Source organism: uncultured Eudoraea sp. (genome assembly GCF_947260015.1).
In the GTDB taxonomy this organism is placed as follows: domain Bacteria; phylum Bacteroidota; class Bacteroidia; order Flavobacteriales; family Flavobacteriaceae; genus Eudoraea.
The window spans coordinates 203792-219639 of record NZ_CAMYOM010000001.1; the positions used below are offsets into that span (position 1 = coordinate 203792).

Sequence of the window (15848 nt, forward strand, 5' to 3'; positions counted from 1 at the left end):
TTACAATTGATTTGGTAAAATAACACTGTCAATTACGTGGATAACTCCATTACTCTGATTGGCATCCGCAGAGGTAATCCTGGCTATATTTCCAAAACAATCGGTTAAAATAATATCCAGACCGTCCATCGTGGCTAATAGCTCATTACCCTGAACCGTAGTTAAACTGGCAATACCTTTACCCCTGCACATTTCCTTTAAAATTTTAGAAGCTGTAAAGTTACCGGCAACGATATGATAAGTAACAAAAGATTGTAAGGCTCTTTTATTTTCTGGTCTTAATAGTGCAGCTATTTTATCCGAAGACATTTTCTCAAAGGCTCTATCCGAAGGAGCAAAAACAGTAAATGGACCGTCACCAGCGAGCGTTTCCTCAAGATCTGCAGCTTTGACGGCAGCAAGGAGTATTTTGTGAATTTGAGATTCCTCAGTACTCCGAATTATTGTTTTGTTTAAAAGATCATTATTTACAACAGCCAGGGAAGTTTGAGAAAAAGTCGTAATACAGGTCAATAAGGTAAGTAGGCTTAGGGGGGTTGCCAAAAACTTCATGGGTATCTAATTTAAATTATTCGTTATTATCGATGAACGGTACAGCAATGTCGACAAGATACAATTATGGCGGACACAATCATATTAGTGAAAATGCATTTGATAGAATTTAACAAAATATTAACTACGTCTAAATCTTAAACAGAATTTGTTTCACAAGTTCAATTCATTATTTTTGAGTCAATTGCTAAAAAAAGGAACCTATTATGTTATTAAAACCCACAAATATTCGGGAGCAACTCTATAAATCCAAACTTCAGTTCTCCGAAGAACAACTAATTAACGAAGTTTATTTGCTCTTGCAGAAATCTACCGGAAAAGAAGGGAAAATTCTAAAAAAAATATCCGGTAACGCCAAAAGCGCAGAAAATAATTTCAATTTTGATCTTTTAGAAACAGATCGGATTTTTCACATTGATCAAATAAAAGAAATCTGCATTAATTACAGACTTCGTTTTCTTGACTCAAAATATTTTAAAGGTCAGATTCCGGATAAAACCATTGATAAGATAAAACTGCTGGAACAAAAGCATAATATTGAAATTGAAGGCTTTAAAATTGTCGCCCCGTCAAAACTTTTCAAATTAGCAGATAAGGATGATCCCCTATTGTTTGCCCCTATTGGCAATGGATATTTTTATTTAATTGATAAATGGGGTAATGATTTGCATCCATTGCGTAGAATTCTGGTTTGGCCATTTAAGAATATTGTCAACCTTACATTACTTATAGTTTTGATTAGTTGGCTAGCTACACTCTTTATTCCTGACGGCCTTTTTTCCAAATCAAATTCGCAAATGGAATTTATGATACTATTCTTTTTTATGTTTAAATCTATAGCAGCCGTAGTTATTTTCTATGGGTTCGCTTTGGGTAAGAATTTTAATCCCGCTATTTGGAATAGTAAATATTTTAATGCCTGAACCTAGATACTGGCAAAAATCATATCATGTAAGTGTTCACTTTTTGCTATAGTGGCAAATTAGTTGGTATACATTTGAAAAGGAACACCATCCAGATCTATATTATCAATAAATGCAGGGTTGGGAATAGGTCTGATGCGCAATAGTCCCCCTTTATCGGGATCTCCTGATTTCTGATATCCAATTAATATAAGGTTGTTTTTGGCATCATAAGATACCATGCTGGTATCACCAATTTCGAAATCAATTAATTGTTCCTGCTCTGATAAAAAATTCTCATAGTAATAAAGAATTGCAGTATTATTTTCAAAATCATAAACAGCAGGAATATTTGGATATGAAGTCCCGGAAAAATTCGTAGGCATTGAATAATACAGATTTCCTAAGTCATCATAATAGGAAGACTCAGCATCTCCGAATCTGGGTTCCTTACCTTCTTCATAACGAATAGTTGCAGTTATTGCCATTGTAGAACTGCTAATAAAAGAATGTAAATCAGCATAACTGACTGTTATATTACCATCATCGGATTTAAAAATTCTTTGTACCTCAAATCCGAGATTTATATCAGCTACTAATTCTTCAATCCCGGCATCAAGAACTATCAAGGAATTTTTATTATCATCTTCTAAATCCTCTGATAAAATAAATACCTGATTATTTGAAAAAACTGCCTGTAAAGGTCTTTTATCCAGTTCAATATCAACAAATTCCGGCTCTGAAATTGAAGTATCAATTATTCGAATATAATAAAGCGTCTCTTTGGCTCCTCCACCGGGAACCTCATACCCAACATAGAAGTTATTTCCTGAATGCGCAAGTGCCCGAACAATAAGATCGCAATTTTCCAAATCATCAAAAACAACCGTTTTTTGTAAAGCGTCATTTTTAAAATCATATAAAGAAATTCTGCCTGAACAATCCGTTTGAGAATTAAAAATACTTATTTCATTTCCTTCTCTGTAAGTAACTGCGAGGGAGGAAATAGCTTCAAATTCACTTATCCCCGGATCTAAATAGATAGTCTCGGCATCGGCATCTAAACTAGTAAGCGATAGGACTTCATTAGATTTCACCAATAGTGAATAATCGGCATCAACATTCGGAAAATCTTCATTTGTATTCTGATCTTCCCCGGTATCATCGCTGCACCCCATCATAAAAAAGGCCAACAATAGAAAGTAAATTCTAAAGGTTTGCATAGCATTAGGATTTGGGAGGTCCTATTCAGCTACACGGGTATTGCATACATTTTATCACGTTGTTCCCTTATAGCCTTGTCGGACATATATTCATCAAACGTTAAATATCTGTCTATAGTATCTTTTGGAGTCAATTCTACGATCCTATTTGCCACGGTTTGAGCGAATTGATGGTCATGAGTAGTAAATATAACTGTACCCTTAAAATTATTGAGCGAATTGTTAAAGGCTGTTATACTTTCAAGATCAAGGTGGTTGGTAGGTTCGTCTAACATCAGTACATTAGCCCTGATCATCATCATTCTACTAAGCATACATCGCACTTTTTCACCACCAGAAAGAACTGTACACTTTTTTAGTGCTTCTTCCCCGCTAAACAACATTTTACCCAAAAAACCACGAATATATACTTCCTCTCTTTCCTCTTCGGTTTTGGCCCATTGCCGCAACCAATCCACCAAATTCAAATTTTCGTTGAAATAATCAGAATTATCAGCAGGCAAATAGGATTGCGCAGTTGTAATTCCCCAGTGATATGTACCTCTATCGGCTTTTCTTTTGCCGTTTATAATTTCATAAAAAGCAGTTGTCGCCCTGGAATCTCTGGACAAAATGGTCACTTTATCTCCTTTAGCTAAATTCAGATTTAAATTTTGGAACAATAATTCGCCATCCTCAGAACTTGCAGCTAAATTTTCAATATTCAAAATTTGGTCACCGGCTTGCCGTTCCTGTTCAAAAATTATTGCGGGGTATCTCCTACTCGACGGTTTGATGTCCTCAATCTTAAGTTTCGACAACATTTTTTTTCTTGAGGTTGCCTGCTTGCTTTTAGCGACATTGGCACTAAATCTTAAAATAAACTCTTGTAATTCTTTGGCCTTGTCTTCTGCTTTTTTGTTTTGTTGTGCCCTTTGCCTTGCTGCCAATTGACTGCTCTCATACCAAAAGGAGTAATTTCCGGAAAAGGAATTCATTTTACCAAAATCTATATCTGAAATATTAGTACAAACGGCATCTAAAAAATGGCGGTCATGTGATACTACAATAACCGTATTATCATAGGAAGCCAGGAAATTTTCTAACCATGTAATGGTTTCATAGTCCAAATCATTAGTGGGCTCATCCATAATTAAAACATCAGGATTGCCAAATAAGGCCTGTGCTAAGAGAACACGAACTTTTAATTTTGAATCCAGTTCAGACATTAAGGTAAAATGCAATATCTCCGGAATTCCTAAATTTGATAACAAGGTAGCTGCATCACTATCAGCGTTCCAGCCATTCATTTCTTCAAAGGTTACCTGTAGCTCTCCAATTCTATCCGCATTTTCATCACTATAGTCGGCATAAAGAGCATCTATTTCTTTTTTAATTTTATACAATGGTTTGTCACCCATAACTACAGTTTCAAGAACTGCTATATCATCATAGGCATTATGGTTTTGTTCTAAAACAGACATACGCCTGCCCGGTTCAAGGTTCACCTTACCTGAGGTTGGGTCAATTTCACCTGAGAGTATTTTTAAAAAAGTAGATTTCCCTGCGCCATTGGCACCAATGATACCATAACAGTTGCCTTGTGTGAAACTAACATTTACTTCATCAAAAAGTATTCTTTTACCAAATTGAACTGATAAATTGGAAACAGATAGCATACTTCTATTTTTAAAATTTTTGCAAAAATAGTGAAAAATAATCCTAAGTAGCAATAATCCTCCATACGAATAATAGGCTTTCCCAATTAACAATGATTGTGAACTTTTAACTGTGCCTTAACAGCTTCAGCCTATTGGTTTGACTAGTTTTGTATACTGTAGGAAGCGAAAATTATATGAATAAAACTTTACTATATTTTATTATTTTCTTACTGGCAGCTTGTAATACCGAAGAAAAGAAATCTCCAACGGTTTATTTTGGCGGGGAAATTGTAAATCCTAACAGCGAGTATCTTGTTCTGTTTAAAGGTGGTGTGGTTTTAGATACAGCACGTCTTGATGAGAATAATAGATTTTCCTTTAAATTGGATTCAGTAGATGAGGGTCTTCATCATTTTTACCACTTTCCGGAAGAGCAGTACGTGATATTAGAGCGAGGTGATAGTTTACAATTAAGGCTAAATACAGTAGATTTTGATGAATCATTGGTTTTTTCGGGTACAAATGAACAGGTAAATAACTTTCTTTTGGAAATGTTTCTGTCCAATGAGGAGGAGGAAGAATTGATTTATGAGTACTATAGCCTTGAACCTGAAGCTTTTGCACTAAAAATAGACTCCTTAAAAAATGTAAAACTTGAATTATTAAACAGCCTTTCTATCGAGGCTGAGCTCTCAGATAGTGCTATGGAAATAGCCAAAGCTGGTATTATGTATACTTCGTACATCTTCAAAGAAGCCTATCCGTTTTATCATAAAAAGAAAAAGGGTGAGAAATCTATTCATGATCTTCCGCCAGATTTTTATGACTACCGTGCCGATATAAATTATGATCAGAATGGCCTGTGTTATTACCGGCCTTATTATAATTTCATGAAATATCATTTAGGCAACCTTTCATACATGGATTGTAAAAACGGCTGTGGAACACAGAAAAAGATGGTCAAAAACCAACTTCATATTAATCAACACAAACTAAAGTTGATAGATAGCCTAATAAAGCAAAATGAACTTAGAGATAATTTGTTCAGGAATGTTGCCATGGATTATTTACTTAAATATGACAAGGAGGAAAATATTGAAATTTTCATTGAGGAATTTCATCAACTATCTGGTAATAATAGGCACATACACGAAATTAACGGACTATATGACGGAATAAGAAATTTACAACCTCAGAAAGAAATCCCGGAACTCATGGTATTTGATTCTGAAGGTAACAAGGTTTCCATAAAGGACCTGGGAAAGGACAGAAAGGTTGTATTTTACTTTTGGTCAGCACCAGAAAAAAGGCATTTTACTAATATGATTAAACGCATTGATCTATTGAAAGATAAATATCCGGAGTATACTTTTATTGGTCTAAATGTTAGAACAGAACATGGTCGATGGAATAATATGCTCGAAGTTGCCCAACTAGATAAAAGCGAGCAATTTTGGACCGAGAATTTTGAAAAAGTTGCAAATACCCTAATTATCTATGACGCTAATAGAGGTATCATTACAAATGATGGCATAATTGTAGATGCTTTTGCTAATGTTTATACCTCTTTCTAGAGTGCCGGTTTGTTTCGAGGAACAAACGTATATATATATTCATCGCACTTGACCGAAATGAAGTTTTTGAATTAATTTCCCTTATTATAATCCGCTAAAAACTTTTCTAATCCTATATCTGTTAACGGATGTTTTAGCAGACCTTCAATGGCAGATAAAGGACCAGTCATAACATCAGCACCTAGTTTTGCACAGTCAATAATGTGCATGGTATGTCTTATTGAGGCAGCTAAAATTTCTGTTTCATACCCATAGTTGTCATAAATATGCCTTATTTCTGAAATAAGGTTTAATCCGTCCGTGGATATATCGTCCAATCTTCCTATAAACGGTGAAACATATGTTGCCCCTGCCTTAGCTGCCAAAAGGGCTTGTCCCGGCGAAAAAACCAAAGTGCAATTTGTTCGAATGCCTTTGTCTGCAAAGTATTTAAGTGCTTTTACACCATCTCGGATCATAGGAACCTTAACTACAATTTGTTCATGTAAATCTGCCAGCGCCTCCCCTTCTTTAATCATTCCCTGCAAATCTGTGGCAATTACCTCGGCAGATACATCACCATCAACAATGTTGCATATATCCACATAGTGTTTTAAGATATTATTTTTTCCGGTGATCCCCTCCTTTGCCATTAATGAAGGATTTGTAGTAACCCCATCCAAAACGCCAAGTTCCTGAGCGTCTTTAATCTGATCCAAGTTAGCGGTATCTATAAAAAATTTCATGTTTTTCTATTGTTTATACAACTCTTGCGAGCTGTGTTTTTACTTTATAATGCAGCGTACAAAACTACAATTTATAATGATTCAATAACAGGCGTTCATAAATTTTATCGGGCAATATTTTCTTTAAAACCAATGAGAATTTCTGCATCGGACTTCCTACTTTATAATGAACTTTTGGGTTTTTTGTATTAATAATTTTTAACACCATTTCCGCAACCTTTATAGGATCCTGACCTTCCTCTACATGATCATCTATTATGGCCAATGATTTGCTATAGGATTTATAATATGGCGAAGCGCTATTTGCAGGTGTATGATAACGGCCTGCTGCTATATTCGTTGCAAAATCACCGGGTGCCAGGTTCGTAATTTTAATACCAAAGTCTTTGGTCTCCATTCTCAGAGCTTCTGTAAGTAGTTCTAAAGCTCCTTTGCTTGCAGAATAAATTCCCCTATAGGGCAATCCCATATATCCGGCTATTGAGGTGATATTTATTATTAGGCCTGAATTTTGCTTTCGCATCTGTGGTAATACAGCTCTGGCCACATTAATTGGTCCGTGGAAATTGGTGTCAAAAGTTTTTTTAATTTCAGCTTCCGGGGTTTCCTCAATTGGCCCCGTTATTCCAATTCCCGCATTATTTATAAGTACATCAAGAAAGCCTTCCGAGACAATTAAATTATTTATAGCCAGTTCAATACTGGCATTATCTCTAACGTCTAATTCTATGAGTTGAAAATCTGAAAATTCCGGATAGTTCTCCAAGTTACGGGTGGTTCCATACACTTTATATCCTTTAGATTTAAGATGCAAACCAATAGATCTGCCAATACCTGAGGAACCGCCGGTAATCAAAACAATTTTTTGTCTCATATACCTTGCAAATAAACAAATAAAAAGAAGAGAAAGAAAATACTGAAATCTATATTCAGAACTTGAGTAGAGAATTATATGAGCTGGAAGAGCGTGTCAAAAACACAAAATAAACCGCATAAAAAAAGGCAAGCTACCTACATCGCACCGCTACAACCTCGTACCCTTGCTGCGTTCCCACCCTGGGGGATTCAGAGGGAGCTGGTCGTGTAGGACTTGCCTCATGCAAATATACGACCAATTTAAATTTGGGACAATCGTTTTACATTCTTATTTTAGCCCTAAAGCATTTAATAAATAATACTTTTGCTCAGAGAAGCTTCCAATATCAGGCTCATTAATCTTAACCCAGAGAAGTACAATCGCTTATGAATTTCATCAAGTTTTTCATTCCTCTTGCAATAGCTACTTTGTTCTTGGCCTGTGAAGGAGATCCAAAACCCAAACAGCTATTTTCAATTGAGTTAGCCGGTAAAACAAATGAGTTTAGAAATCATGAGCCAGTAGCTGTATCCATAAAGAATAAAAAAGGAAAAACAATAGATAACGTAAGCTATTCAATCGATGGAAAAAAATTACAAATACAAAATGATAAACTAAGTCTCGATGTAACACGTCTAGGACTGAAAGAGCTTAAAGCTGTAATTGAATATGAAGGGAATACGGCAGAAATAACGAAAAAAATAAAGGTTTTTTCCGGCACAGCACCTGAAATATACACTTATGAAATTGTCAATGAATATCCGCACGATTTGAAAGCATTTACCCAGGGATTAGAATTTTACAATGATACTTTATATGAGAGTACCGGTAGTGGTGGAAATGCTAAATCATTCATCAGGAAATTGGATTTTAAAACCGGTAAAATATTACAACAAAAGGACCTGGCCAAAAATTATTTTGGAGAAGGAATTACAATTTTAAATGACAAGCTTTACCAACTAACATGGCAAAGCAGAATGGGTTTTGTATACCGCCTTCAGGATTTTAAAGAGCTTAATAGTTTTCAATATGGGGAGAGCAAAGAAGGTTGGGGACTCTGTAATGACGGAAAAATGATTTATAAAAGTGATGGTACGGAAAAAATTTGGTTGTTAGATCCGGAGACACTTACCGAAGTAAGTTATATAGAAACAGTTACCAATAAATCCATTTTCAATAAAGCTAATGAATTGGAATATGTGGATGGAAAAATATATGCCAATGTCTGGCAAAAGGAAAGTATGATGATCATTGATGCTGAAAGTGGGGCGATTGTTGGAGTAATTAATATGGCCGGATTGAAAAATAAAGTTAAAAAACATACTAATCTTGATGTTTTAAATGGAGTGGCCTACAACCCGGGAAGAGGCACGTTCTTTGTAACCGGGAAAAACTGGGACAAACTCTTTGAAATCAAGATCATGAAAAAATAAAATGGAGGCTTTTGAAAAAACCTTAGTTGTACAACCTGATGATCTTGATGACCTGAATCATGTAAACAATGTCCGCTATGTGCAATGGATTCAGGATATTTCCAAAGAGCATTGGCAATACCTGACTTCTAAAGAACTTCAGGAACGTTTTATTTGGGTAGTACTCAATCACAACATAACCTATAAAAGTGCCGCGGGTTTAGGTGACATTATTCTTCTTAAAACATATATTGAAAATTCAAAAGGAGCTATTTCTACCAGGGTTGTTGAGATGTACAACGCTGCCACGAATACTCTTTTGGTCCATTCCAAAACAACTTGGTGCCTTCTTAATCCCGAAACACTCAAACCTATACGAATTACAGAGGAAATTCGTTCTATTTTTGCAGATGTGACAAGGAATCCTTAGTTAAAATGATATGCGCCAAAGGTTATTTATTATACCCATCCTACTTTTAACACTTCTCTGGTGCTCTTGCAGGAAAGATTTTCAATACGATACCAGCAGTGGTAATTTGGAGTTTTCAAAGGATACGGTCTATTTAGATACCGTTTTTACCAATATTGGTAGTAGTACGTATTCTCTAAAAGTCTACAATCAATCTAATAACGATATACAAATCCCCAGTGTACGTCTGGCACAAGGCAATAATAGCAGCTACAGATTAAATGTAGATGGTGTGGCCGGAAAAGAATTTGAAAATGTTCCTTTGATGGCTAAAGACAGTTTATTCATTTTTATAGAAACAACATTTGATATTTCAACACTGAACCAAAATGAATTTTTGTATACAGATGCCATCCTTTTTGATGAAGGACCCAAACAGCAAGAAGTACAATTGGTGACTTTGATAAAAGATGCCATTTTCCTTTATCCGTCAGAAAATGCAGATGGAACCAAGGAAACTTTATTCTTAGGACTGGATGAAGAAGGAAATGAAGTTAGAATAGAAGGATTTCTGCTCTCCGATGAGCAACTTAGCTTTAGCAATGAAAAACCTTATGTCATTTATGGATATGCAGTGGTGGAATCAGAGAAAACGCTTAATATAGCTGCTGGCGGCAGAGTCCACTTTCACAAAGATTCTGGAATATTCGTAGGAGAAGGGGCTTCCCTTAGCGTTAATGGCAATTTAAGCATGGATACGCTTCTTTTGGAAAATGAAGTAATTTTTGAGGGTGACCGCCTGGAACCGGAGTTCTCCGAGGTACCAGGGCAATGGGGAACCATTTGGCTGGCTCCCGGAAGTATTAACAATACCATAAACCATCTTACTATCAGAAATGCTTCTGTGGGATTACTGGTTGAAGGCGATCCGGCTTTAAATCCACCAAAACTTTCCGTTAGTAATTCTCAGATTTATAACAGCCTGGCCGTAAATATTTGGGCAAGATCTTCCTCCATTACCGGGGAAAATATGGTTCTTGGTAATGCGGGGAACGGCTCGTTAGTTTGCGAGAATGGTGGTAATTATTCATTCCTGCATAGTACAATAGCCAATTATTGGAGTAATGGTTTCAGATCAGGTGCCACATTGCAAATCAGTAATTATGATCCTGATGAAGATACAAGTGCAAGCGCACAGGACCTGACTGCTAGTTTTATAAACTGTATTGTAGATGGAAATTCATTTCTTGAACTTTCATTAAATTCTAATGAGACAAATTCATTCGACTTTTCTTTTACCAATTGCCTGATTAAATTTAAGGATACAAATAATCAATTTGATACAGATCCCTTCTATGATTTTGAAAATGATACGTACTACAACAATGTTTTCCTGAATGAGGATACTGATTTTTTGAATACTGCAAACAACGACTTCAGGCTGGGTAATTCTTCTTCAGCAATTGGGAAAGCAGACCCCGCAACAGCATTGCAGATACCCTTAGATATTATAGGGACAGATCGTACTTCAGAACCCGATATTGGGGCCTACGAATTTATAGCTGTAGAGCAGAATTAGGCTTCAGTTGTTAAATTTGAAAGAATTTTCTTTCAATAATATTGATTTTCAACACTTTATGTAGAAAAACCTTAATTATTCTATGGTAAAAATAGGGTGACTTCTCGAATAGGTTTACTACTTTGTACCCAAATAACCTGGCATGGAGTATTCTTACACCATAATCGATTCCGACGCCACCTCAAATTTGCAGTTGCAGCACTATTTGGAGGACTATGGGGATTTTGAATGCATTAGTCAGGTTAGAAACTGTGAAGATGGTTTAAATGCCATTCTAAAATACACTCCGGATATTGTTTTTATTAACCTGAACGACAAGGCTTTTGAATATTTTCACATGGTCACTGAATTGTATCAGTATGTCAAAAATATTCCGATTTTAATTGGGATTTCAAAAAGCAAAGAATTCGCCTACAATGCTATTAAAAATAATTTCTTTGATTACTGGCTTATGCCGTATAATGAATTTGATATTCGCAAGACACTGTTACGCCTAAAAAAACAATTACCAAAAGAAGATGTTTCACATACACTTTGTCTTAAATCGTATAAAGATTACCAATATCTGGATACCAATGAGATACTCTATTTAAGGGCAGACAATAATGCGACGGATTTTGTAATGAAAGACGGCAGCACTATTAGTGCTTATAAGACCCTAAAGACTTTTGTAAATCAGTTACCTTCGAATTTTATACGTGTTCACCAAAGTTATATCTTGAACACCCACTATGTCTCCGGAATTAATTATGGAAAATCTAAATGCTTCTTAAAGATTAGGAAAACGCAGCTGCCATTCTCAAAATCCTACATAGAGAATATAGACGGGTTAAAAAAGATTTTATCAAAAAACACGATATCACCCTCCAATTAAACGAATACTCTCAAAATCCTGTCGAATACTCCTAGAACAGGTACGCATACTAATACTTTTTTTTCTACACAATAAGTTTTTAGGTATTCGGCTAGTTTAGTCTCAAGCTAATCAACAATGGCTGGTCAACAATAATTAACCACTTAAAAAATTAAATTATGAAAAAAGTATTGAGCATTTTCGCAATAGTAGTATTTAGTATTGGATTATTTTCCTGTGAAGCAGATAACAGCGCCGAAGACCAGGCCATATATGAGGTAGGAACAGGTGGAGATGACATTCCAGATGGAGGCAACAGAGGTGATAGTACAGGTGGGGATGACACTCCAGATGGTGGAGGCAGAGAGGGCTAAGACACCATATAGTTACATTTATTCAACCCTTTTATTTTTTATAAATAATTAAAAAGCCTTAAATAGTGTATTTAGGGCTTTTTAATTATCTTGTATTAGAAACAATTAGTTTCTAAGTGTTATGGCATATAAAAAGCAAATAGTCCTAATATTGCTATTACTACTTTTTTTTTCCTGTAAAAAAGAAAATCAATCTACCCATATAAATGGTACGGCTCTCACAACAGATAGTACTCAGGTTTGGATCAAAAATGGAACAGATGCAAATCTGCCTTTAAGGACCCGGAAGGAATTTTTACAAAAGGCCTATAACAATACTACTGATGAATTTAATGATTCTTTAAGGCTAAGTTATTATGCCAAACTTTCCCTTGCATATTTAAAACTACAAGATTCTATAAATTTCAGAAATGTCAACAAAAGTGCCCGGATTCTTTCAGAAGAAATTAAAGATTCTGTAATCCTTGCAGGATTATATTGGGATCTTGGTGATTTTTATAGAAATAATTTTATTAAAGACAGCGCCTATTACGAATACGGGCAGGCAGAAAAAATTTATACCACCTTAAAAGAAGACCATTATAGTGGACGGTTGTTACTTAGGATGTCAATAATACAAAAAGATGTAAAGGACTTTACCGGGGCTGAAATTAATCTAATAAGCGCCATTGAACTCTTTCAAAAGCTTGAAAATAATGAACAATTATTCCTCTCTTATAATTTATTGGGAACTATTGCCAAAAGTTTACAGGAATATGAACAATCGCGGACCTTTTTTTCCAAGGCAGTGGAATACCTTAATAAATTGCCAAAGGAAAAGAAGGGCAAATATCAAATCTCACTGAACAATAATATTGGGAATTCCTATAAGGAACAGGGAGATTTTTCTAAAGCCATTCCCTACTTCGACAAGATAGTAAGCACAGACAGTTTACAGTTTAAGAATCGGAAAAGTTATGCCCTTGCTCTCGATAATTTGGCCTACAGCCAATTTAAAACCGGCAAAACAAAAATTTCCGAAGCCAATTTAATAGACGCTTTGGATATTAACATCAGGGAAAATGCCGTCGATCAAATTGCTATGAGCCGTTATCATTTGGCAGAGCTTTATTTGGCTAAACGGGATACTTCATTAGCAATTGCAAATGCTCAGGAGGCGCTGGAATTGGCCAAACAAAGTAATGACAATCAGCTAATCCTCGAAACTTTAAAATTATATCCTTTACTGGACCCGGAAAATGCAAAATCCTATCTGAAGGAATATTTGGTTTTAAATGACAGCCTGCAGGAAGAAGACCGTAAGATTAGAAATAAGTTTGCCCGGATTCGTTTTGAAACAGATGAGTTTATAGCTGAAAACGAACTTTTGGCAAGGCAAAGACAGTTATGGATAGGCATTGCTATAGGATTTTTTTTATTGGCTATTTCAGTCCTTGTCATCCTTTCTCAACGGGCCAAAAACCGAAATCTGCGGTTTCAGCAACAACAACAGGAATCCAACCAGGAAATTTTTAATCTGATGCTCGCCCAGAGCCAAAAATTGGAGGAGGGAAAACAATCTGAACAAAAAAGAATTTCTGAAGAACTTCACGATGGCATACTAGGTCAAATGAATGGTATTCGCATGATGCTGTTGGGTTTAAACAAAAAAGTAGATGAGAACGCCATAAGTATGCGAGGAGAGGCAATTGAGAAACTGCAGGGTGTGCAGGAGGAGATACGGACAATTTCTCATGAATTAAATGATGCTTCCTATCAAAAATTCCATAACTTTATAATATCCATCGAAGATTTACTAAAGAGTATTTGCGATTCAGCGAATATTGATTATGATTTAGACTATGATGAAGGTCTTGACTGGGATGACTTAAGTGGCAATATCAAAATTAACCTCTACAGGATTATTCAGGAGAGTCTTCAGAATTGTATTAAACATGCATTTGCAAATAGGGTTAATCTCAAATTAGAATCGACTGATCATATGCTCAAAGTTTCTCTAAAGGATGACGGGCGAGGCTTTGATAATAAAAAAAAGAAAAAAGGTATTGGACACAAAAACATTACTTCCCGGGTACATAAATTAAACGGTGAATGGAGAATTAAGAGTGAACCCGGAAAGGGAACAGTGGTAACCGTTAAAGTACCTTACACTTTAGCTGAAAATGAAAGTCGGTTTAACGGAAATGAAAAATATAAAATAGCTGAAAAAACATCACCATGAAAACGATTCGGATTTTAGCGGTAGATGATCATGAAATGAGCACAATGGGATATAAATTTATCCTTGAAGATACAGAATTTGATGATTTCAAGGTTTTTGTAGATACCGCCAAAACCTTTGATGCGGCCGTCGAAAAAATAGAAAATTCTGTCAATTCATTTCAGTATGACATTCTCTTATTGGATATACAATTGTCCCAGGCCGTTGAAGGACCTGCGAAAACAGGGGAAGATATAGGGATTTTTGCACGGAAGGTGATTCCTAAGACCAAAATTGTATTTATGTCTTCATTTAGTGATAATTACAGAATAAACAGTATTCTTAAGACTGTTGATCCGGAAGGGTATATGGTAAAAACGGAAATAGATCAAAAGTCATTACAGGCAATGGTACTTACTGTTCTGAACAATCCCCCCTATTATACTCAGAAAGCCCTTGCGGCAATTCGGAAAAAAATGGCTAATGATGATATTGTCCTGGATGAGAAAGATAAAAAAATACTACATTTCCTGTCTATAGGTACCAAAACCAAAGATATGGTTAATCATGTATCCTTATCACTTCCCAGTATTGAAAATAGAAAACGGCACCTGAAATCAGTTTTTGGCGTTGAAAAACAGAATGATCAGGCCTTAATTACCGAATCCAGAAACAGGGGTTTCATCTAATTTTACCATACTTTTCTTAAGAACTCCAGCTCGTTATCTTTTTCGAGGCAGTCTATTAATCGCAAAATAGCAATGAAACCTTATATATTCTATGGTTTTTATATAGTCAACTGTTAATATTTAAAATTAATTTTGAATTGAACTACATTATTTTCTGTTATCATGCCAAACAAACAGGATAATTTTAGATATAATCTAAAGCTTAAGCTAGACGACAACCCGCAAATCGTGGGATTGGTCGAATTTAGAAAGAGTTTGGAAAAAGAATATTTTGCCAATGTAGCCATACGTAATTGCTCTTCTGATAGCGCACGGCAAAATTTGGTGATTGAAATGGATTGCAATTTAAAATTGGTTGAAATTCTATTTCATTTACAAAAAGGGACCTGGGGACAAATTTACCCCACACAGAATAACTGGTCTAAAAGTTCCCCTTTTTCAAGCGCATTGAAAACCTTAAATAAATTGAACAACAACGGAATTGATGTTGAAGAATTATCTATTTTTTTAAGAGATTCCTCAATTGTCATTAAGCATATATATGAAAATAGTATTGAAGAGCAATTTGGGAAGATTCTTCATACCATTGCCGAACATTATGTCTATTATACCAAAAGACTTACGGAAACACCCTTTGAAATATATATTCCCGTCTTTGAAGAAGATCATTTTGAAAATGATAACAAACTAAAGAATATTAGAAACGGAAATAACAATAAGAAAGACTATTTTGAATATTGGGGTCTCTATTTCGACTCAGAAAAAGATGCCGTAATCTATGATTTGAAGAATAAATCCATCATTTATGGTGATCTATTTATGTTAAATCATTGATTAAAATGGAAAACCAATAATAGGGC

General features: G+C 35.3%; 15 protein-coding genes and 1 other RNA gene. 10 read left to right on the forward strand and 6 right to left on the reverse strand.

Annotation, left to right across the window (positions count from 1 at the left end):
- Complete coding sequence (locus tag Q0X66_RS00940) at window positions 1–552, reverse strand: fasciclin domain-containing protein (RefSeq protein WP_297702597.1); 552 nt, start codon at window positions 550–552, stop codon at window positions 1–3.
- 206 nt (window positions 553–758) lie between these two features.
- On the opposite strand from Q0X66_RS00940, the gene Q0X66_RS00945 reads away from it, so the two are divergent.
- Window positions 759–1475 carry a hypothetical protein gene (locus Q0X66_RS00945; protein ID WP_297702598.1) on the forward strand — a complete coding sequence of 239 codons (717 nt, stop codon included), beginning with the start codon at window positions 759–761 and terminating at the stop codon, window positions 1473–1475.
- A 59-nt stretch (window positions 1476–1534) separates the two neighbouring features.
- On the opposite strand, the gene Q0X66_RS00950 is transcribed toward Q0X66_RS00945, so the two are convergent.
- Complete coding sequence (locus Q0X66_RS00950) at window positions 1535–2677, reverse strand: hypothetical protein (protein WP_297702599.1); 1143 nt, start codon at window positions 2675–2677, stop codon at window positions 1535–1537.
- Window positions 2678–2706: 29 nt separating this feature from the next.
- Window positions 2707–4335 (reverse strand): ATP-binding cassette domain-containing protein, encoded by a 1629-nt coding sequence (locus tag Q0X66_RS00955; RefSeq protein WP_297702600.1) that lies wholly within the window; start codon window positions 4333–4335, stop codon window positions 2707–2709.
- Between the two features lie 176 nt (window positions 4336–4511).
- Here Q0X66_RS00955 and Q0X66_RS00960 point away from each other — a divergent pair, with 176 nt between their 5' ends.
- Window positions 4512–5891, forward strand: a complete 1380-nt coding sequence (locus Q0X66_RS00960; RefSeq protein ID WP_297702601.1) for a transaldolase — start codon at window positions 4512–4514, stop codon at window positions 5889–5891.
- 71 nt (window positions 5892–5962) lie between these two features.
- Here the strand turns inward: Q0X66_RS00960 and fsa are convergent, their stop codons facing one another.
- The 3 genes from fsa to ffs form a co-directional block, all read right to left on the reverse strand.
- A complete protein-coding gene (gene fsa, locus Q0X66_RS00965) occupies window positions 5963–6616 on the reverse strand; it encodes a fructose-6-phosphate aldolase (protein WP_297702602.1) in 654 nt (217 codons plus the stop codon).
- Window positions 6617–6680: 64 nt separating this feature from the next.
- A complete protein-coding gene (locus Q0X66_RS00970) occupies window positions 6681–7490 on the reverse strand; it encodes an SDR family oxidoreductase (RefSeq protein WP_297702603.1) in 810 nt (269 codons plus the stop codon).
- A gap of 123 nt (window positions 7491–7613) precedes the next feature.
- An RNA gene (gene ffs, locus Q0X66_RS00975) (signal recognition particle sRNA small type) lies at window positions 7614–7712 on the reverse strand.
- 146 nt (window positions 7713–7858) lie between these two features.
- On the opposite strand from ffs, the gene Q0X66_RS00980 reads away from it, so the two are divergent.
- From Q0X66_RS00980 to Q0X66_RS01015, 8 genes are all read left to right on the forward strand, one after another.
- A complete protein-coding gene (locus Q0X66_RS00980; RefSeq protein ID WP_297702604.1) occupies window positions 7859–8905 on the forward strand; it encodes a glutaminyl-peptide cyclotransferase in 1047 nt (348 codons plus the stop codon).
- Window position 8906: 1 nt separating this feature from the next.
- On the forward strand, window positions 8907–9314 hold the full coding sequence (locus Q0X66_RS00985; protein WP_297702605.1) for an acyl-ACP thioesterase domain-containing protein: 408 nt from the start codon (window positions 8907–8909) through the stop codon (window positions 9312–9314).
- Between the two features lie 10 nt (window positions 9315–9324).
- Window positions 9325–10872 (forward strand): hypothetical protein, encoded by a 1548-nt coding sequence (locus Q0X66_RS00990; protein WP_297702606.1) that lies wholly within the window; start codon window positions 9325–9327, stop codon window positions 10870–10872.
- 142 nt (window positions 10873–11014) lie between these two features.
- Window positions 11015–11746, forward strand: coding sequence for a LytTR family DNA-binding domain-containing protein (locus Q0X66_RS00995; protein ID WP_297702607.1), 732 nt, complete (start codon window positions 11015–11017; stop codon window positions 11744–11746).
- 158 nt (window positions 11747–11904) lie between these two features.
- Window positions 11905–12099: a hypothetical protein gene (locus Q0X66_RS01000; RefSeq protein ID WP_297702608.1), complete on the forward strand. Its 195-nt coding sequence runs from the start codon at window positions 11905–11907 to the stop codon at window positions 12097–12099.
- A gap of 121 nt (window positions 12100–12220) precedes the next feature.
- Entirely contained in the window at window positions 12221–14320 is a 2100-nt protein-coding gene (locus Q0X66_RS01005) for an ATP-binding protein (RefSeq protein ID WP_297702609.1), read from the forward strand.
- Window positions 14317–14988, forward strand: coding sequence for a response regulator (locus tag Q0X66_RS01010; protein WP_297702610.1), 672 nt, complete (start codon window positions 14317–14319; stop codon window positions 14986–14988). Before Q0X66_RS01005 ends, Q0X66_RS01010 begins: the two co-directional genes overlap by 4 nt.
- Window positions 14989–15150: 162 nt before the next feature.
- A complete protein-coding gene (locus Q0X66_RS01015; protein ID WP_297702611.1) occupies window positions 15151–15822 on the forward strand; it encodes a hypothetical protein in 672 nt (223 codons plus the stop codon).
- Window positions 15823–15848: the final 26 nt, after the last annotated feature.